Consider the following 18,549-nt stretch of genomic DNA (forward strand, 5'->3'; position numbering starts at 1 on the left):
AGCCCGCGCGCCGCCGTCAGAACAGGCGCAGCTTGTCGTCCTCGATGCCGCGCAGCGCGTCGTAGTCGAGCACCACGCAGTCGATGCCGCGGTCGTTCGCCAGCACGCGCGCCTGCGGCTTGATCTCCTGCGCCGCGAAGATGCCCTTCACCGGAGCGAGGTGCGGGTCGCGGTTGAGGAGGTCCAGGTAGCGGGTCAGCTGCTCCACGCCGTCGATCTCGCCGCGCCGCTTGATCTCCACCGCGACGGTCGCGCCGTCGGAGTCCCGGCACAGGATGTCCACCGGGCCGATGGCCGTCGGGTACTCGCGGCGGACCAGCGTCCAGCCCTCGCCCAGGGTCTCGATCCGGTCCGCGAGCAGCTCCTGGAGGTGCGCTTCCACGCCGTCCTTGATCAGGCCCGGGTCCACGCCCAGCTCGTGCGAGGAGTCGTGGAGGATCTCCTCCATCGTGATGATCAGTTTCTCGCCCGCCTTGTTGACGACGGTCCAGACCGCCGCGGCGGCGTTCTCACCGGCCTCGCCCGCCTCGCCGTTCCCGGCGGCGCCGGGGGCGTCGGTGCCCGCGGACTCCTTGAGGGTGCACGGCGGCGACATCCAGTTGAGCGGTTTGTACGCCCGGTCGTCCGCGTGAATGGAGACACTGCCGTCTGCCTTGACCAGGATCAGACGGGGAGCGGAGGGCAGGTGGGCCGTGAGCCGACCCGCGTAGTCCACGGAGCAGCGGGCAATGACAAGACGCATGGTGCGCAACGCTACAAGACGGAAGCCGCTCGGCGCGATTCGGGCACCGGCCCGGCCCGGCCGACCGCCGGGCGTACGCCGGGCGCACTCCCAACTCCCCTGTGGACGTGGCTGGTTGTGTGCCCATTCTCCTGGTGCGGGCCGGACCCGGCCCTTACCGTGGAGGACGGGAGGTCGTCGTCCCCGCACGCTGTGTGCGCGCCGCGACCCCCTGGCCCTGCCCGTACGACCCCACCCCCGGGGTCGCGAGAGGAGAACCCATGTCGCTCGACGTCTCACCGGCGCTGTTGGCACAGGCCGAGCGAGGCGAGGTCGACGAAGCCGACTTCGTCGACTGCGTCCGGACCTCCCTGCCCTACGCGTGGGAGATGATCAGCTCTCTGGTGGCACAGCTGGAGGTCGAAGGCGGAGAGTTCGCCGACAACCAGACCCCGCCGCCGGACGAGCAGGCGCGCGGGCAGCTGCTGCGCGCGCTCGCGAGCGATGCCATCCGCGGTGCCCTCCAGCGGCACTTCGGCGTGCGCCTCGCCTTCCAGAACTGCCACCGGGTGGCGGTCTTCCCGCTCGACGCCACCTCGGACGAGCGGCACGCCCGCTTCACCTCGGTACGGGGGCAGCTGCTCAACCAGTCGCCGGAACTGCGCGACTGCTGACCGACGCATCCGGCGCCGCCGCGCCGTACCGACCCGGGAAGCACCGCGGGTACGGGAGCGGCGGCACGGTCTCCGCATCGGGCCGCACCCGGGGCGCCTGCCGAGGACCCGGACCCCTAGGGGTCCGGGTCCATGGGTTCTCCGCCCCGCCCACCGCCCCGCCCATGGATTTTCCGGGAGTACGGTCACCACCCGGCCCGACCCTGAGATCCCCCTGACCTCCGGTTCCTCGGACCCCGACCCCCGGACCTCCCGGACCCCCAAACCCCCTCGGGCCTCCAGCCGCCCCGCCCCTGGCCCCGGCCCCCGCCCTCACCCCCGCCCCCTCAGGCCCCTCACACGAGCTGCGGAAGCACCTCCGCGCCCAGCCTCCGCACGTTCTCCTCGGTCGCCGCGAGATCGCCCGAGCCCTCCGCCAGCAGCGCGAAGCGCGTGATCCCCGTACGCTCCGCGGTCGCCGCGAGCCGATCCGCCGCGAGCCGGGGGGTCCCCACCGCGTGCAGGCCGCACAAAAGTTCCGTGTACGCCACCGGATCGCGCATCACCCGGTGCCTGCCGTCCACCGTGACATGGGCTCCAAGGCCTTGTTTCAGCCAGCCCGGCATCGTCTTCAGGAGCGTCCGCGCCGCCTCCGGGCCGTGATCGGCGAGCTGGACCACCCCGGCCGACACATGGGACGCCCCGATCCGGGCGATCTCGTCCGGATCGCGCCCGGCCTCCCGCGCGCAGCGGGCCCAGCTCTCCACCATCCCGGCCTTGTCCTCGTCGCCGCAGTGCATGCCGAGCAGCATCGGCAGCCCGCGTTCGGCGGCGAGCCGGACGCTCTTCGGCGAGGTGCAGGCCACCAGGACCTCGGGCGCCGCCGCCCCGCCGATCAGCTCGCCGGGCGCCGGCACCACCGCCACCTCGCGGAACGCGTAGCGCTCTCCGGCGGCCCCCACCCGGGGCTCGGTGAGCCAGCGCAGGAGCAGGTCGAGCGAGTCCGGGAAGCCCGTGTCGAACGCGGGCAGTCCCGCGCCGAAGACCTCCAGGTCGATCCACGGACCGCCCCGCCCCACGCCGAGCGTGAACCGTCCGCCCGAGGTCACGTGCAGCAGCGCCGCCTGTTCGCCGAGTGCCACCGGATGGACCGTCGGGAGTACGCTGACGGCCGTGCCGACCCGGATCCGGCGGGTCCGGCCGAGCAACAGGGCGGCCAGGGTGACGGCCGACGGGCAGACCCCGTACGGCACGAAATGATGCTCGGCCAGCCACACCTCGTCGAGCCCCGCCTCCTCGGCGGCCTCGGCGGTGCGGACGGCCCGGTACAGCGGTTCCGCCTGACCCTGGCCCGGGAACTGGGCGGCCAGGACGAACGTACCCACGCGCATTGCTTCTGCCTCCTCGCGGCCGGCGCGTCTCCTCCACGGAGCCCCCGGCGAACTCCCCCCTTCCTTGGCAACAACGCCTGACACGTGCCAAGGGCACGGCCCACCACGAAACTCTTGCGATTTTCGGCTGATCCTTGCCCGGAAGGGTTCAGGGGCACCCGGTCGCGGCCCGTACGCTGGGGGGAACCGTCCGTGTTCCCGACTTCGGTGAGGTGTCGAAGTGTCCCCGCGTCACAACCGCCCGCGTGGCGGTGCGAAGCCCGTATCGCAGGGTGATTCGGACGGCGGCCGGTACGGCGGTGTGCAGACCACCGAGACCTGGCAGGGCGAGGAGTGGTGCGTCCGCCATGTCGCCGGCGCGAGCTCGCCCGGCAAGCGCTACCGCTGCCCCGGCTGCGACCAGGAGATCCCGGCCGCCGCGCCGCACGTGGTGGCGTGGCCGGAGTACGGGGGAGTCGACGACCGCCGGCACTGGCACAAGGCCTGCTGGAACGCGAAGGACCGCCGCACCAGCAGGGTGCAGCGGTCCCGTAACGCGCCTCGGTACTAGCCCTCGGACCAGTCCCCGGTACTCCTACCGGGCCTCGGGGTTCACACGTCCCGGTTGTTCAGCAGGGCGTAGGCCGCGCCGAGCGCGACGGCCGCGAGCCCGGCCATGATCAGCACCGGTTCCCAGCCCGCCGGGCCGCTGTCGCCGAACGGCGCGGTGTCGCTGTAGAGCCCGATCATCTGCGACGGGATCGCGTACGTGGTCAGCGCCTTCTGCACGCTCTGCATCGCCTCGGAGAACATGAACAGCGCCGCCACCAGCGGCATCAGCAGCACGCCGATCATCACCGTGATCGCGCCCGCCGAGTGCCGCACGATCGCGCCCACGCCCATGGCGAGCAGCCCGAGCAGGGCCAGGTAGAGCCCGGCGCCGACGGTGGCCCGCAGCCACTCCCCGGCGCTCGGCGAGGCTCCGCTCACCATCGCCACCTGGAACCCGCTGACCACCGCGGCCACCACCGTGACCAGGACGAACACCAGCAGGAAGAAGATCAGCGCCTTCGCGGTGAGCACCCGGGAACGGCTCGGGCAGGCGGTCAGCGTCGTACGGATCATGCCCGTGCCGAACTCGGAGCTGATGGTCAGCACGCCGAGCGTCATCACACAGATCGAGGCCGGCAGCAGCCCGAAGAAGCCCAGGGCGAGCGCCGAATCGGCCGGCTGGTCCCCGGCCGTCGTCGCCGAGGCGATCAGGGCGATGCCGAGGCCGATGAGGAGCATCAGCAGCACCATGGTCCCCAGCGTCCACACCGTGGAGCGCACCGAGCGGATCTTCGTCCACTCGGAGGCGAGCGCGTCGCCGAGGGTCGCCTTGCGGACGGGGATGGGGGAGACGTACGTGTACGGAGCCGGGCCCCCCTGGCCCGCCGGGCCCGCGTGCGCGGTCTGCGGTACGGCCTGATGAGGCATCCCCGGCGGCATTACCGGCGGCATCCCGGGCGGCATTCCCTGGGGCATTCCCTGAGGTGCCCCCGGAGGCATGCCGGGGCCGGGGAAGGGGCCCGGGGCGGGGCTCGGGACCGGGCTCGGGTGCGGGGTCGTCATCGGGCGTCCTCGGCGTTCTGCGGCGACTGGGGCTGCGGCGGCTGCGGGGCGGGGTGCGGGTGCGGCTGCGGTACGGCCGCGGGGGCCGGCGGGAAGGGCTGCGGGGCGGCCTGCGGCGGTACGGCGTGCGCGGCGGGCCCGGTGGGCACGGCGTACGGGTTCTGCCCGGGCGGCGGCGGGGCGTACCAGCCCTGCTGCGGCACCTCGGGGATCACCGGACCCGGCTGCTCGGGCAGCATGTGCGGCGGGACCGGCGCCTGGAGGTGGGCGAGCTGGTCGTCGGTCGAACGGTAGTCCACGGCGCCCTGCGTCATCCGCATGTACGCCTCCTCAAGGGACGCCTGGTGCGGCGACAGCTCCCACAGCCGGACGTCCGCGCCGTGCGCGAGATCGCTGATCCTCGGCAGTTCGAGACCGGTCACCCGCAGCGCGCCGTCCGGCTCCGGCATCACCTGGCCGCCGGCCTCCGTCAGGACCGCCGTCAGCTTCTCCCGCTGGGCCGGCTCGGTCTGCGGGGTGCGCACCCGGGCGAAGTCGGCGGAGTTCGCCGAGATGAAGTCCGTGACGCTCATGTCGGCGAGCAGCCGGCCCCGGCCGATGACGATCAGATGGTCCGCCGTCAGCGCCATCTCGCTCATGAGGTGGCTGGAGACGAAGACCGTGCGGCCCTCGGAGGCCAGCTTCTTCATCAGATTGCGGACCCAGAGGATGCCCTCCGGGTCGAGACCGTTGACCGGCTCGTCGAACAGCAGCACCTGCGGGTCGCCGAGCAGCGCCGCCGCGATGCCGAGCCGCTGGCCCATGCCGAGCGAGAAGCCGTTGGAGCGCCGCTTGGCCACCTCCTGGAGGCCGACCACGCCCAGCACCTCGTCCACCCGCTGCGCCGGGATGCCGGCGAGCTGTGCGAGGGAGAGCAGGTGGTTACGGGCGCTGCGCCCGCCGTGCACGGCCTTCGCGTCGAGCAGCGCGCCGACCTGGCGGGGTGCGTTCGGCAACTGCCGGAACGGATGCCCGCCGATCGTCACCTGCCCGGCCGTCGGCGTGTCGAGACCGAGGATCATGCGCATGGTCGTCGACTTGCCCGAGCCGTTCGGGCCCAGGAAGCCGGTCACATGCCCGGGCCGCACCTGGAAGGAAAGGTTGTCCACGGCCGTCTTCGCGCCATAGCGCTTGGTCAGGCCGACTGCCTCGATCATTCTCCAGCCCCATCGACAAGGTCGGGTCGTGGGGGCACGACGACCACAGGCCAAAATCCCCCGTACGAGCGAAGAGCTTAACCAGCTCTTTACGGTTCCGCCTCAGCCGAATCGTGATCTGTCGGGCGTCCCGGGGCGCGACGGGCCCTTCCGGCCCGCCCGCCGCAGCGGTCGGCACCCCCCCCCGCAGGCGTCAGGCGTCGCGCCGCTTGAGCACCACGTACCCGCCGATCAGCGCGGCCACCACCCACAGCACCATGATCCCGAGGCCGCCCCACGGCCCGTACGGCGCCTTCTCCCCGCCCAGCGCCGCGGGCACGACCTGCATGATCCGCGAGCCGGCCTGGTCCGGGAAGTAGCGGGCGACCTCCTTCGCCTTCGGGACGGCCGACAGGATCTGGGAGATCAGGAAGAAGAACGGCACCAGGATGCCGAGCGACAGCATCGACGAGCGCAGCATCGTCGCCACCCCCATCGAGAACAGCGCGATCAGCCCCATGTAGAGGCCGGCGCCGATCACCGCGCGCAGCACGTTGTCCGCGCCGAGGGTGGTGCGATGGCCGCCGAGCAGCGCCTGGCCGAGGAAGAACGACAGGAATCCGGTCGCGATCCCCACCACGAAGGCGAGCACCCCGGCGACCGCGATCTTCGAGAAGAGGAACGTGGCCCGCTGCGGGACCGCCGCGAGCGAGGTGCGGATCATGCCCGACGAGTACTCGGTGCCCACCACCAGCACCCCGAAGACCACCATCGCGAGCTGCCCGAGGACCATCCCGGAGAAGCTCACGTAGGTCGGGTCGAAGGTGGCCTGCTGGATCGGGTCGAGGTGGTCGAACTGCGCCCGCATCAGCGCGCTCAGCGCCGCGCCCATCGCGACCGTCACCACCAGGGCGCTCGCCAGCGTCCACACGGTGGACGACACCGTCCGGATCTTGGTCCACTCCGAGCGCAGGACCGCCGTCGCCGCCGCCATCGCTCAGGCTCCCCTCTCGTAGCTCTCGCCCCACCGCGGCCCGGGCCCCGCGTCAGGCCCCGCGCCGGGGCCGGCACCGGGTCCGCCACCGGGTCCCGCACCGGGCCCGCCGCCCCCGGGCGGCCCGCCCGCGTCACCGTCACCGCCGTGTTCGTCCGGCCCGTACCCACCCGCCCCGTGGATGTCCGTCCCGTGCGAGTGGTACTCCACCGCCCCCGCCGTCATCTGCATGAACGCCTCCTCCAGCGAGGCCCGCTGGGAGCTCAGCTCGTGCAGCGTGATCCCGTGCGCGGCGGCCAGTTCGCCCAGCCGCTCCGTCGTCGTCCCGTCCACCTCCAGGACCCCGCCGCCCGCCTCCACCGCGATCAGGCCCTCGCCGTGCAGGACGTCGCGCAGCCGCTCCTGCTGCGGGGAGCGCAGCCGTACGTAACTGCGGGAGTTCTGGTGGATGAAGTCGGCCATCGAGGTGTCGGCGAGCAGCCGGCCCTGGCCGATGACGATCAGATGGTCCGCCGTCAGGGCCATCTCGCTCATGAGGTGGCTGGAGACGAAGATGGTCCGGCCCTCGGCCGCCAGCGTCTTCATGAGGTTGCGGATCCAGTGGATGCCCTCGGGATCGAGACCGTTGACCGGCTCGTCGAACATCAGGATCTCCGGGTCGCCGAGCAGCGCCGACGCGATCCCGAGCCGCTGGCCCATGCCGAGCGAGAAGCCCTTCGACTTCTTGCGCGCCACCGCCGTCAGACCCACCAGATCGAGCACCTCGCCGACGCGCCGCTCCGGGATCCGGTTGGACTGCGCCAGACAGAGGAGGTTGTTGTACGCCGAACGGCCCCCGTGCATCGCCTTGGCGTCGAGCAGTGCCCCGATGTACTTCAGGGGCTCCTTCAGATCGCGGTAGTGCTTGCCGTCGATCCGGACCGTCCCGCTCGTCGGGTTGTCGAGGTCCAGCATCATCCGCATCGTCGTGGACTTGCCCGCACCATTGGGCCCGAGGAAGCCCGTGACCACCCCCGGCCGCACCGAGAAGGTCAGATGGTCGACCGCTGTTTTCGAACCGTAGCGCTTGGTGAGACCCGCCAGCTCGATCATGCGTACCAAGCTAAGCGCACGAAAATCCCCCCGCCACCCGAGTGACGGAGGGATTTTCAGGCAATCAGCTCACCGGTTCATCGACCGGCCGTTCGACCCTTGGCCGGTCGGCCCCAGCCTCAGCCCTGACCGCGGATCAACGCGACTGCTGCGCCGGGACGCCCGTCGTGCGGTCCTCGTCCAGCGGGGAACCGGCCGCGGCCACCGCGGCACCGGTCAGCGTGGCCAGCATCTCGCGGACGTTGGTCAGCTGGGCGTTGATCGAGTCGCGGCGGTTCGTCAGCGCCGCCAGCTCGCGCTCCGATTCGCTGCGGATGCGGTCCGCCTTGGCGTTCGCGTCGGCCACGATGTCCTCGGACTGGCGCTGCGCGGTCTCCACCGTCTGGCGGGCCCGGCGCTCCGCGTCCGTACGCAGCTTCTCGGCCTCCAGGCGCAGCTGCTCCGCCCGGTGCTCGATCTCGGCCAGTCGCTTCTCCGCCTTCGCCTGGCGGGACGCCAGGTCGCGCTCGGACTGCTCCCGGCGCTTGGCCAGGTTGGTCTCGAAGTCCGCGGCGGCCTGGGCGGCCTTGGCGCGGGTCTCCTCGAAGAGGGCGTCCGCCTCCTCACGCTTCGACTGGGCGTCCTTCTGCGCGTCGGCGCGCAGCGAGTTCGCCTCGCCCTGAGCCTTCTCGACGATCCGGGCCCCGTCGTCCTCGGCCTTCGCCTTCCGCTCGGCCGAGAACGACTCGGCGTCGTTGCGGACCTGCTGGGCCGCCGACTCCGCGAGCTCACGGTGCTGCTCGGCGGCGCGGCGGGCCTCCTCGCGCAGGTCCTTCGCCTCCTCCTCGGCGAGGCGCAGGATCTTCTCCACGCGGGCACCGAGACCGGCGTAGGACGGCTCGGCGTCCGTGACCTGGGTCTGGGCGTTCTGCGTCTCGAGGTGCAGCTCCTCGATCCGCTTCTCCAGCGAGGTGATTCGGGCCAGAGCACTGTCACGGTCGGCGACGAGCTTGGTAATGCGGTCGTCCACCTGACCGCGGTCGTAACCGCGCCGCACGAGCTCGAAGCCGAAGGGGGAGGATGTGTCGCTCATGGGGTTCCTGTCGAAAGAGACCGGTGTGTTGTGGGGTGAGGTGTTAGAGGGAATCCTAGGGGTCTTAACGGCGTGTCATCGAGCATATGCCCGTTTGATCTGGAGAATGTCCAGTCTTTTGGGTGGCTGTCCCCGTCTTTCGGGTGGCTGTCACCGGGAGTTCTTGCCACCCGACCGGGACGAGCCCGACGACGCTCCTGCCTTCGCCCCGTCCTTCCCTTCGGTGGACGGGGTTTCGAAAGATTCCAACGCCTCCAGGACGTCCTGGACACGGGAGATCTCGGCATTGATGTCCTTGCGACGGCGCGTCAGGACATCGAGCTCCTGCCGCCCCTCGGACACCGTCCGCTCGGCCTCGGCCTGGGCTTCCGCCCGGATCTTCTCGGCCTCCGCCACCAGCGACGCCTTCTTCTGCTCGGCCTCCTTGAGCAGCCCCTCGGCCCGCTTCACTGCCGCGATCCGGACCTTGCTCGCCTCCGAAGTCGCCTCCGAGACGAGCTCCTTGGCCTTCTCCGCGGCCTCGGCGCTCTGCTCCTCCGCGGCCTTCACCAGCTTGTCGACGCGCTCGCCCGCCGTCTTCATCTGTTCGGCCGTCTCGCGCCGCGCCCGGTCGTGCAGCTCCTCGACCTCGCTCTCGACCCGGGTCCGCAGCTCCTCCGCGCGCTCCCGGATCGCGTTCGCGTCCGTACGGGTGCCGACCAGCAGCTCGTCGGCGTCCGTGCGGGCCTTCTCCACCAGCGAGTTGCCCTCGATGGTCGCCTCGGTCACGATCCGCTCGGCCGCCTCGCGGGCCGCGCCGACCATCGTGTCCGCCTGCTCCTCCGCCTCGGTGGTGGCGCGCAGCGCCTCCTCCTGAGCCTTGGCCATCAGCTGGTCGGCCTGCTCGGCCGCGTCCGACCGCTTCTTCGCGCCGGCCTCACGGGCCTCGTCGAGCGTACGGTCGGCCTCGGCGCGCGCCGTGGCGAGCGCCTCCTCCGCCGCGGCCTCGGCCTCGGCCTTGACCCGGGCCGCCTCCACGGCGATCCGCTCGGCCTCCTTGCGGGCCTCGGCGACGAGCGTGTCCGCCTGCTCGGCCGCGTCGCTACGGCGCTGGTCGGCGGCCTTACGGGCGTCGTCGAGCACCTGCTCCGCGTCGACGCCGATCCGCTCGGCCTCCGAACGGGCCTCCCCGATCAGCGTGTCGGCCTGCTCGGCCGCGTCGCTGCGGCGCTGGTCCGCCTTCTTCCGCGCCTCGTCCAGGATCCGGTCGGCGTCCGCGAGCGCGGCACTGCGCAGCGCCTGCGCGTGCGCCTCGCCGTCCACCTTGACCTGCTCGGACTCCGTACGGATCCGCGCCGCGTCCTGCTCGGTCGACTCCAGGAGCTCGGCCGCCTCGTTCGTGAGCCGCTCGGCCTCCGCCGACGCCTCGCCGATCAGCGTGTCCGCCTGCTCAGCGGCGTCGCTGCGCCGCTTGTCGGCCGCCTTGCGCGCCTCGTCGAGCACCTGCTCGCCGTCCGCGCGGGCGGCGGCCCGCAGCGCCTCCGCCTCGGCCTCGCCGTCGGCCTTGACCTGCTCGGCCTCGACCACCAGCCGCTCGGCCTCGGCGGTGAGCCGGCCGGCCTCGGCCGTCGCCTCGCCGACCAGGGTGTCCGCCTGCTCGGCCGCGTCCGAACGCCGCTTGTCGGCGGCCTTGCGGGCGTCGTCGAGGACCTGCTCGGCCTCGGCGCCGATCCGCTCGGCTTCCGAACGGGCCTCGCCGATCAGGGTGTCGGCCTGCTCGGCCGCGTCCGAACGCCGCTTGTCGGCGGCCTTGCGGGCGTCGTCGAGGACCTGCTCGGCCTCGATGCCGATCCGCTCGGCTTCCGTACGGGCTTCGCCGATCAGGGTGTCGGCCTGCTCGGCGGCGTCGCTGCGGCGCTGGTCGGCGGCCTTGCGGGCGTCGTCCAGTACCTGCTCGGCCTCGGCGCCGATCCGCTCCGCCTCCGTACGGGCGTCGCCGACCGTGGTCTCGGCCCGCTCCGCCGCCTCCGAACGGATCCGGTTCGCGTCGTCACGGGCGTCCGCCCGGGTCCTGGCCGCGTCCTGCTCCGCCGACGCCAGCGCGTCCGACACCTCGGTACGCACCCGCTGCGCGTGGTCGGCGGTGTCCGACTTCAGCTTCTCCGCGTCGGCGATCGCCTGCGCGACGGTCCGCTCGGCCAGATCCTTCGCGGCCTCGGACTCCTCCTTGGCGCGCTCGCGGATCCGGGTCGCGTCCTCGGCGGCCCGCTCCCGCTCCTCGTGCGCGTCGGTACGGACCCGGTCCGCCTCCTCCTGCGCCTCGGTACGGGTGCGCTCCGCCGCGTGCTCGGCCGCGCTGCGCAGCCCGGTGATCTCCTCCTCGGCGGCTTCGCGGAGGCCCGAGACCGCGTCCCGTACCTCCTGCGCGGTCTGCTCGGCGGCCGACACCAGCTCGGCCGCGCGGGCCTCCGCCTCCTCGACCAGCCGCTCGGCCTCGGCCCCGGCCTCCTCGACCCGCTTACGGGCGGAGGCGAGCAGCTCCTCGCTCCGCTCACGGGCCAGCTCACGCTCCCGGCCCGCCTCGGAACGCGCCGACTCCAGCGTCTCCTCGGCCTCCCGGCGGCGCCGCTCGGCCTCCTCGCGGGCCGCGGCCAGCGCCTCGGCGGCCTCGGCGGCGATCCGCTCGGCGGCGGCCCCGGCCTCGGCACGTACCCGGTCGGCGGTCTCCTGCGCCTCCGACTTCAGCCGCTCGGCCTCCGCCGCGGCCTCCTCGCGCAGCGCCGCCGCCGCGGCCTTGGCCTCGGCACGGTCGGTGGACGCGTCCTCGGCGGCCTCGGCACGCAGCCGCTCGGACTCCTCCTCGGCCTGCTCCCGCAGCGTCCGGACCCGCTCGGCGGCCTCCGTGCGCAGCCGCTCCGTCTCCTCGGCGGCCTCGCGGCGGATCCGCTCGCTCTCGGTCCGCGCGTCCGCCAGCTCCTGGCCGGCCGACTCCAGCTTGTCCGCGGCCTCGGTCCGCAGCCGGGACAGCTCCTCGGCGGCCTCGACGCGCCGCGCCTCGGCGACCCGCTCGGCCTCCTCGCGCAGCGCGGTCGCGGCGGCGTCGGCCGCCTCCTTGACCGACTCGGCCTGCTCCTCGGCCTCGGCACGCAGCCGCTCGGCCTCGGCGCGGGTGCGCTCCAGCGTCTCCTCGGCCTGGGTACGCAGGGTCTGCGCCCGCTCCATGGCCTCGCCGCGGACCCGCTCGCTCTCCGCGCCCGCGCTCGTACGCAGCTCGTCGGCGTCGCCCCGGGCCTGGGACAGCAGCTCCTCGGCGGTCTTCGCCGCCTCCTCGATCTGCTGGACGGCCTCCTTGCGGGCCTCGCCCCGGATCCGCTCGCCCTCGGTGACCGCCTCGGCGCGCAGCTGCTCGGCCTCGCCGCGCAGCCGGCGCGCCTCCTCCTGCAGCTCGACCGTCTTGGCGCGGTACTCCTTGGTGTCGTCCTTCGCCGAACCGAGCAGCTCGTCGGCCTGCTCCTCGGCGGTCTGCCGCAGCCGGTCCGCCTCGGTCTCGGCGTCACGGCGCAGCCGCTCCGCCTCCTCGGCGGCCTTGCGGGTGGTCTCCTGGGCGTCCTCGGACGCCTTGGACAGGACCTCCTCGGCCTGCCGCGCGGCCTTGGCGAGCGCGGCGGCGGACTCCTCCGCGGCGTCCGTACGGGCCTTCTCCGACGCCTCGGCGGCCGTCCGTTCGGCCGAGCGGACGGCCTCGCGGAGCTTCTCCTCGGCCTGCTCCTTGAGGCTCTCGGCGTCCTTGGTGGCCTCGGCGACCAGCCGGGCGATCTCGGACTTGGCGGTACGGGTGCGCGCCTCGTTGACGGACTCGGCGCCCGCGATCTCCTTGGCCGCGGCCTCCCTGGCCTCGGACAGGGTGCGCTCGGCGGCCGTCCGGGCCTCGCGGAGCTTCTCCTCGGCGTCCTGGACGCGCAGTTCGGCCGCGCGGGACAGCTCGGCGGCCTCGCGGCGGGCCTGGTCGGTCTCGGCGGTCGCGGCCGTACGCAGCCGCTCGGCGTGCCCGGCGGCCTCCTCGGCCTGCCCGACGGCGGTGGCGAGCATCCGCTCGGCGTCCTTGCGGGCGCGCAGCAGGATCGACTCGGCCTCGGCCCGGGCCGCCTCCGCGTCGGAACCGACCCGGCGGCGGGTCTCCTCGGTGATCCGGGCGGCCTCGGTACGCGCGGCGGAGAGCGACTGCTCGGCCTCGGCGCGCGACTCCTCCATCAGACGCCGGGCCTGCGACTCCGTACGGGCGCGCAGCTGCTCGGCCCACGCCACGTTCTCGTTGACGTGCGACTCGACCGTCTTGCGGCGCTCGTTCAGCTCCTGGTCGAGCTGCTGACGGCGCTGGACGGCCTCGGTGTGCAGCTCCGACTGGAGCCGCGCCTGCTGTTCGGCGTGCTCCTGGAGGATGCGCTGCGTCTGGGCGCGCGCCTCGCGCAGCTCGCGCTCGGCGTCCTGGCGCAACTGCTCCGCCTGCATCTGCGCGTCGCGCAGCATCTGTTCGGCCTGATAGCCGACGTCGGCACTGTCGTAGGCAGGCCGGGACGCGATGGTACGGCGTGCCTCATGGAGCTTGGCACGCAAGACCTCGACCTGGTATCCGAGGTCCTCGGCGTGCTGGACGGCCTTCTCTCGCTCTTTCTTCAGCCGTTCCATCTCGGCCTCGAACCGCGAGAGATGGTCGTCCTCGGCCCGCTGGCTCTCCTGGCGTTCGTAGCCCCGCACTGCGCGGTCCATCCGTCCCCTGGTCGCAACACTCCAACGAGCACGCCCTCACGGCCGAGGGCTTACCCCCGGGGAATCGTGGCAGATCGGACGACCCCGACATCCTGTCTTCGGCGCCGCGCGCACACGGCTCCGACCGGCCCCGGCCCGGAGCCGCCCACTCTACCGGGCCCGGAATCCGCCAGGTCAGTGCTCCGCTGAGGAGTGGTCAGCGGAGGGGGTGGTGGAGGGGTCGGCGGGCGGGTCGGGGGAGGGGCGGGGGACGGGCCGGAGGAGTACTAGGCGGACGGGTCGGCGGTGTGGTCCGCGGAGGGGGCGCCGGCGTGGTCGGCGGTGTGGTCGGCCGCGTGCTCGGCGGGGCCGTGGGCGGACGGGCTCGCGGAGGTGACCAGTTCGGTCAGGACCCCGTGGCAGTCCTTGGGGTGGAGGAAGGTGATCCGCGATCCCATGGAGCCGGTGCGCGGCTCGTCGTACAGGACCCGGACGCCCTTGCCCCGGATGGCCTCGGCGTCGCCGTCGACGTCCGCCGTGCCGAAGGCGATGTGGTGCACGCCCTCGCCGTTCTTCGCCAGCCACTTGCCCACGGCCGAGTCCTCCCGGGTGGGCTCCAGGAGCTGGAGGTACGAGGCCCCGCCGTCCGAGGTCTCGTTGATCTTGAGCATGGCCTCCCGGACGCCCTGTTCCTCGTTGATCTCCGTGTGGAAGACCTCGAAGCCGTAGGTCGCCCGGTAGAACTCGACGGTCCGGTCGAGGTCGAAGCAGGCGATCCCGATGTGGTCGATTCGCGTCAGCATGCCTCCAGTGCAGCGCCGCACCCTTGGTTACGCAACGTGCGCGCCGTCACACCGGCAGGCCGGTGACCGGGCACGGCACCGCTCAGTACATTGAAGGTAAACCCTCGTTCACTCCTCATCCCAAGGGGCTGCGGCTCATGACTGGAACGACCGGTACCACCTCTGTGATCGTCGCGGGCGCCCGTACGCCCATGGGCAGGCTCCTCGGCTCGCTCAAGTCCTTCTCGGGCGCGGATCTGGGCGGCTTCGCGATCAAGGCCGCCCTGGACCGGGCCGGCATCGGCGGCGACCAGGTGCAGTACGTGATCATGGGCCAGGTGCTCCAGGCGGGCGCCGGCCAGATCCCCGCCCGCCAGGCCGCCGTCAAGGCCGGCATCCCGATGAACGTCCCGGCGCTCACCATCAACAAGGTGTGCCTGTCCGGCCTCGACGCCATCGCGCTCGCCGACCAGCTGATCCGCGCGGGCGAGTTCGACATCGTGGTCGCGGGCGGCCAGGAGTCCATGACCAACGCCCCGCACCTGCTGCCGAAGTCCCGTGAGGGCTACAAGTACGGCGCGATCGAAATGCTCGACGCCATGGCGTACGACGGTCTCACCGACTCCTTCGAGGGCATCGCCATGGGCGAGTCCACCGAGAAGCACAACACCCGCCTCGGCATCCCGCGCGCGGCCCAGGACGAGCTGGCCGCCCTGTCGCACCAGCGCGCCGCCGCCGCCCAGAAGAACGGCGTCTTCGAGGCCGAGATCACCCCGGTCGAGATCCCGCAGCGCAAGGGCGACCCGGTCGTCTTCGCCAAGGACGAGGGCATCCGCGCCGAGACCACCGTCGAGACGCTGGCCAAGCTCCGCCCGGCCTTCGCCAAGGACGGCACGATCACCGCCGGCACCGCCTCGCAGATCTCCGACGGCGCCGCCGCCGTCGTCGTGATGAGCAAGGCCAAGGCCGAGGAGCTGGGCCTCGACTGGATCGCCGAGATCGGCGCCCACGGCAACGTGGCGGGCCCGGACAACTCGCTCCAGTCGCAGCCGTCGAACGCGATCCTGCACGCCCTGAAGAAGGAGGGCAAGGAGGTCGCCGACCTGGACCTGGTCGAGATCAACGAGGCGTTCGCCGCGGTCACGTACCAGTCAATGAAGGACCTCGGCATCACCCCGGAAAAGGTGAACGTGAACGGTGGCGCCATCGCGCTCGGCCACCCGATCGGCATGTCCGGCGCCCGCGTGGTGCTGCACCTGGCCCTGGAGCTCAAGCGGCGCGGCGGCGGCCTCGGCGCGGCGGCCCTGTGCGGCGGCGGCGGCCAGGGCGACGCCCTGATCGTGCGCGTTCCCGGCAAGTAGGGCCGGCCGGCAAGGCAGGCCGGTAGGCAAAGCAGGCAGGTAGCAGGGCAGGCAAGGCCGGTAGGCAGGCCGGTAAGGCAGGCACACCGGTACGTACGCGGGCCGGGCCCGGATCCACGGGCCCGGTCCGCGACCATGGCCCGTACGCCCGGTGTGCCTGGTGCGTCCGGTGTGTACGGGCAGCCCGTACACCGGCCGTGTACGGGCGGGGCCCGCGCGCCGGAGCCGGGGCCGCACGCCGTGGCCGTACACCCGTGCCCGTACGCCGTGGCCGTGCGCCCGGTGCGCGGGCCCGGTACGCAAGATCCCGACGTTCGACGCAAGGAGCACGCTGAGATGGTGGACGTCCCCGCACTGGTCGCCCAGGCACGGGAGGGCCGGCCGCGCGCCGTGGCCCGGCTGATCTCGCTGGTGGAGGGGGCGTCCCCGCAGCTGCGCGAGGTGATGGCGGCGCTCGCCCCGCTGACCGGCAACGCCTACGTGGTGGGCCTCACCGGCTCGCCCGGTGTCGGCAAGTCGACCTCGACCTCGGCGCTGGTGAGCGCGTACCGCCGGGCGGGCAAGCGGGTCGGCGTGCTCGCCGTCGACCCGTCCTCGCCGTTCAGCGGCGGCGCGCTGCTCGGCGACCGGGTCCGGATGTCGGAGCACGCCTCCGACCCCGGCGTCTACATCCGTTCCATGGCCACCCGAGGCCACCTGGGCGGCCTCGCCTGGTCCGCGCCGCAGGCCATCCGGGTCCTCGACGCGGCCGGCTGCGACGTGATCCTCGTGGAGACGGTGGGCGTCGGCCAGTCGGAGGTGGAGATCGCCTCGCAGGCGGACACCTCCGTGGTGCTGCTGGCGCCCGGCATGGGCGACGGCATCCAGGCCGCGAAGGCGGGCATCCTGGAGATCGGCGACGTGTACGTGGTCAACAAGGCCGACCGGGACGGCGCCGACGCCACCGCGCGCGAGCTCAACCACATGCTGGGCCTCGGCGAGGCGCGCGCCCCGGGCGACTGGCGGCCGCCGATCGTGAAGACGGTCGCGGCGCGCGGCGAGGGCGTCGACGAGGTCGTCGAGGCGCTGGAGAAGCACCGGGCGTGGATGGAGGAGCGCGGGGTGCTCGCCGAGCGACGCCGGGCGCGGGCCGCCCGCGAGGTGGAGACGATCGCGGTCACGGCGCTGCGCGAGCGGATCGGCGACCTGCACGGCGACCGCCGGCTGGACGCGCTCGCGGAGCGCATCACGGCGGGCGAACTGGACCCGTACACGGCCTCGGACGAGCTGATCGCGAGCCTGACGGGCAACTAGGGCCTGTCCTCCGGGGTTTCCGGACCGGGGATCCTGATCCTCCGCCGGATCCCCGGATCCCCGGATCCCCGGATCCCCGGATCCCCGGATCCCCGGATCCCCGGATCCCCGGATCCCCGGATCCCCGGATCCCCGGCCGCTCGGCCTGATCCGCCCCGGGGCGTCCCGCCGTTCCGGAGCGGTCGCGGTCAGCCGCGCTCGGAGAACACCGAGAACGCCGAGGACACAGAGGGCACTTGGTGCCTCGGCAGGAAACGTTCGCCCTGTGTGCGGTGTGGGATATGTTCCTCGGCCATGGGTGAGTTGACAGTGATCAGGCATGGCGAGACCGCGTGGAGTCGGACCGGCCAGCATGCCGGCCGCACCGACCTGCCGCTGACCGAGGCGGGGGAGGCCGCAGCGCGTGCGCTCGCGCCGCGACTGGCCGGGCGGGAGTTCGTCGCCGTCTACAGCAGCCCGCTGACTCGCGCCGTGCGGACGGCTGAACTGGCGGGGCTGAGCGGTGCGGAAACCGACGCCGACCTGACCGAGTGGAACTACGGCCGCTACGAGGGGCTGACCGCCGAGCAGATCCAGGAGCTCAAGCCCGGCTGGGAGCTGTGGCGTGACGGCGTGGACGCGGGCGAGGACCTCGGGCACGTGACCGCGCGGGTCGACGCCTTCCTCGGCCGGGTCCGGCCGCTGCTGGACAAGGGTGACGTGGCCGTCGTCGCGCACGGCCATCTGTCACGCATCCTCGCCGCGCGCTGGCTCGGGCTCGACGCGCCGTCGGGCGCGCGACAGTTCGGGCACCCGCATCCGGGGACGATCAACACGCTGGGCTATGAGCACGGGCTGCCCGTCGTGCTCGGGTGGAACGTGCCGTAGCGGCGGCTGTCCACGTCCCGTCCGAGATGTATTACCGCCGTATCAAGCGACGTTCGCCCTGTTCGCGACCTCGCGGAGGCGTCCGTCGGCGGCGCGCTCGTTCCGCCGGATGATGGAGCGGCGGATCACGGTTCGCCATCGGCGGTTGGTTGTGTAGAGGTGTTCGGCCCGGGCCGGTCGGGGGTACGGCAGTCGGGCATGATCGGCCGGGTGAGCGCCCTCGTGAAGTCTTTCGTGGCGCCGGACGACGCGGCGGCCCTCACTCTCCGGACGGGGCCGGGACGGGCGTCCGAGACGCTTTCCCTCGGCAACTTCGATGCCGAAGAGGCCGTGGTCGAGTGGGAATGTCTCCTGGCCGACGGCGACTTCGACGAACTCGTCGCAGCCGGCGAGCCCCGCGTCGTCGCCGGCCAGGACGACGACGGGTGCGTCGTCTTCGCGCTCTCGACTCGGCTGTCCGCCGCCCTTGTGGACGCCGAGTACTCCGGGTTGCGGAATGCCGCCGCCGCGTGGGCCCGGCTGCGCGCGGACGACGGTGAGGACATCGACGTGGCGATCGCCGAGGCGATCGTGAGCGATCTGGCTGCCCTTGCGAGCAGCGCCGCACGCTGGAACCAGGGCGTCTACTGCCAGGTCGCGTAGGCGTCCGGAGACGGAGGGTGGCGGGTGCGGCTCGTGGTCCGGCCGGCCGAGGTCCACCGCCCGGATCCCGCGCCGATATCCGGACCAGTCCGGATCTTCCTGGGCCCGCCCGACGGGCAGGGGCCGACCCGTCGGGCGGGCCCCTTGTACAGGCAGGCATCGGCCGATGCTGATGCCGATGCCGGACC

Annotated in this window: 15 protein-coding genes; 6 read left to right on the forward strand and 9 right to left on the reverse strand. The window is 72.8% G+C overall.

The features are described from left to right. Positions 1 to 16 precede the first annotated feature (16 nt). Positions 17 to 742 (reverse strand): endonuclease NucS, encoded by a 726-nt coding sequence (nucS, locus tag ABZ990_RS13590; RefSeq protein ID WP_361230087.1) that lies wholly within the window; start codon positions 740 to 742, stop codon positions 17 to 19. A 260-nt stretch (positions 743 to 1,002) separates the two neighbouring features. Here nucS and ABZ990_RS13595 point away from each other — a divergent pair, with 260 nt between their 5' ends. Beyond that, entirely contained in the window at positions 1,003 to 1,395 is a 393-nt protein-coding gene (locus ABZ990_RS13595) for an SCO5389 family protein (RefSeq protein WP_361230090.1), read from the forward strand. A 335-nt stretch (positions 1,396 to 1,730) separates the two neighbouring features. On the opposite strand, the gene ABZ990_RS13600 is transcribed toward ABZ990_RS13595, so the two are convergent. After that, positions 1,731 to 2,765: an LLM class flavin-dependent oxidoreductase gene (locus ABZ990_RS13600; RefSeq protein ID WP_361230093.1), complete on the reverse strand. Its 1,035-nt coding sequence runs from the start codon at positions 2,763 to 2,765 to the stop codon at positions 1,731 to 1,733. A gap of 220 nt (positions 2,766 to 2,985) precedes the next feature. Between ABZ990_RS13600 and ABZ990_RS13605 the strand changes: the two genes are divergently transcribed. After that, positions 2,986 to 3,315 carry an ATP/GTP-binding protein gene (locus ABZ990_RS13605; RefSeq protein WP_361230096.1) on the forward strand — a complete coding sequence of 110 codons (330 nt, stop codon included), beginning with the start codon at positions 2,986 to 2,988 and terminating at the stop codon, positions 3,313 to 3,315. Positions 3,316 to 3,356: 41 nt separating this feature from the next. Here ABZ990_RS13605 and ABZ990_RS13610 read toward each other — a convergent pair whose 3' ends face one another. The 7 genes from ABZ990_RS13610 to mce form a co-directional block, all read right to left on the reverse strand. Next, positions 3,357 to 4,223, reverse strand: coding sequence for an ABC transporter permease subunit (locus ABZ990_RS13610; RefSeq protein ID WP_361230099.1), 867 nt, complete (start codon positions 4,221 to 4,223; stop codon positions 3,357 to 3,359). 131 nt (positions 4,224 to 4,354) lie between these two features. Continuing rightward, positions 4,355 to 5,554 (reverse strand): ABC transporter ATP-binding protein, encoded by a 1,200-nt coding sequence (locus ABZ990_RS13615; protein WP_361230102.1) that lies wholly within the window; start codon positions 5,552 to 5,554, stop codon positions 4,355 to 4,357. Between the two features lie 193 nt (positions 5,555 to 5,747). Then, entirely contained in the window at positions 5,748 to 6,527 is a 780-nt protein-coding gene (locus ABZ990_RS13620; protein ID WP_361230105.1) for an ABC transporter permease, read from the reverse strand. A gap of 3 nt (positions 6,528 to 6,530) precedes the next feature. Next, positions 6,531 to 7,619 (reverse strand): ATP-binding cassette domain-containing protein, encoded by a 1,089-nt coding sequence (locus tag ABZ990_RS13625; RefSeq protein ID WP_361230108.1) that lies wholly within the window; start codon positions 7,617 to 7,619, stop codon positions 6,531 to 6,533. Positions 7,620 to 7,755: 136 nt separating this feature from the next. Continuing rightward, positions 7,756 to 8,691, reverse strand: a complete 936-nt coding sequence (locus tag ABZ990_RS13630; RefSeq protein WP_361230110.1) for a cellulose-binding protein — start codon at positions 8,689 to 8,691, stop codon at positions 7,756 to 7,758. A 150-nt stretch (positions 8,692 to 8,841) separates the two neighbouring features. After that, a complete protein-coding gene (gene scy, locus ABZ990_RS13635; protein WP_361230112.1) occupies positions 8,842 to 13,437 on the reverse strand; it encodes a polarized growth protein Scy in 4,596 nt (1,531 codons plus the stop codon). A gap of 266 nt (positions 13,438 to 13,703) precedes the next feature. After that, the gene (mce, locus tag ABZ990_RS13640; RefSeq protein ID WP_361230115.1) at positions 13,704 to 14,219 is read right to left on the reverse strand and encodes a methylmalonyl-CoA epimerase; all 516 of its coding nucleotides are present in this window, start codon (positions 14,217 to 14,219) and stop codon (positions 13,704 to 13,706) included. Positions 14,220 to 14,356: 137 nt separating this feature from the next. Here mce and ABZ990_RS13645 point away from each other — a divergent pair, with 137 nt between their 5' ends. The 4 genes from ABZ990_RS13645 (at position 14,357) to ABZ990_RS13660 (ending at position 18,361) form a co-directional block, all read left to right on the forward strand. Then, complete coding sequence (locus tag ABZ990_RS13645) at positions 14,357 to 15,559, forward strand: acetyl-CoA C-acetyltransferase (RefSeq protein ID WP_361230118.1); 1,203 nt, start codon at positions 14,357 to 14,359, stop codon at positions 15,557 to 15,559. A gap of 336 nt (positions 15,560 to 15,895) precedes the next feature. Continuing rightward, entirely contained in the window at positions 15,896 to 16,852 is a 957-nt protein-coding gene (gene meaB, locus ABZ990_RS13650; RefSeq protein WP_361230121.1) for a methylmalonyl Co-A mutase-associated GTPase MeaB, read from the forward strand. A gap of 294 nt (positions 16,853 to 17,146) precedes the next feature. After that, positions 17,147 to 17,719, forward strand: a complete 573-nt coding sequence (locus ABZ990_RS13655) for a histidine phosphatase family protein (RefSeq protein ID WP_361230123.1) — start codon at positions 17,147 to 17,149, stop codon at positions 17,717 to 17,719. A gap of 210 nt (positions 17,720 to 17,929) precedes the next feature. Further along, positions 17,930 to 18,361 (forward strand): hypothetical protein, encoded by a 432-nt coding sequence (locus ABZ990_RS13660; protein ID WP_361230126.1) that lies wholly within the window; start codon positions 17,930 to 17,932, stop codon positions 18,359 to 18,361. Positions 18,362 to 18,549: the final 188 nt, after the last annotated feature.

Source organism: Streptomyces sp. NPDC046203, from assembly GCF_040646255.1.
Classification (GTDB): domain Bacteria; phylum Actinomycetota; class Actinomycetes; order Streptomycetales; family Streptomycetaceae; genus Streptomyces.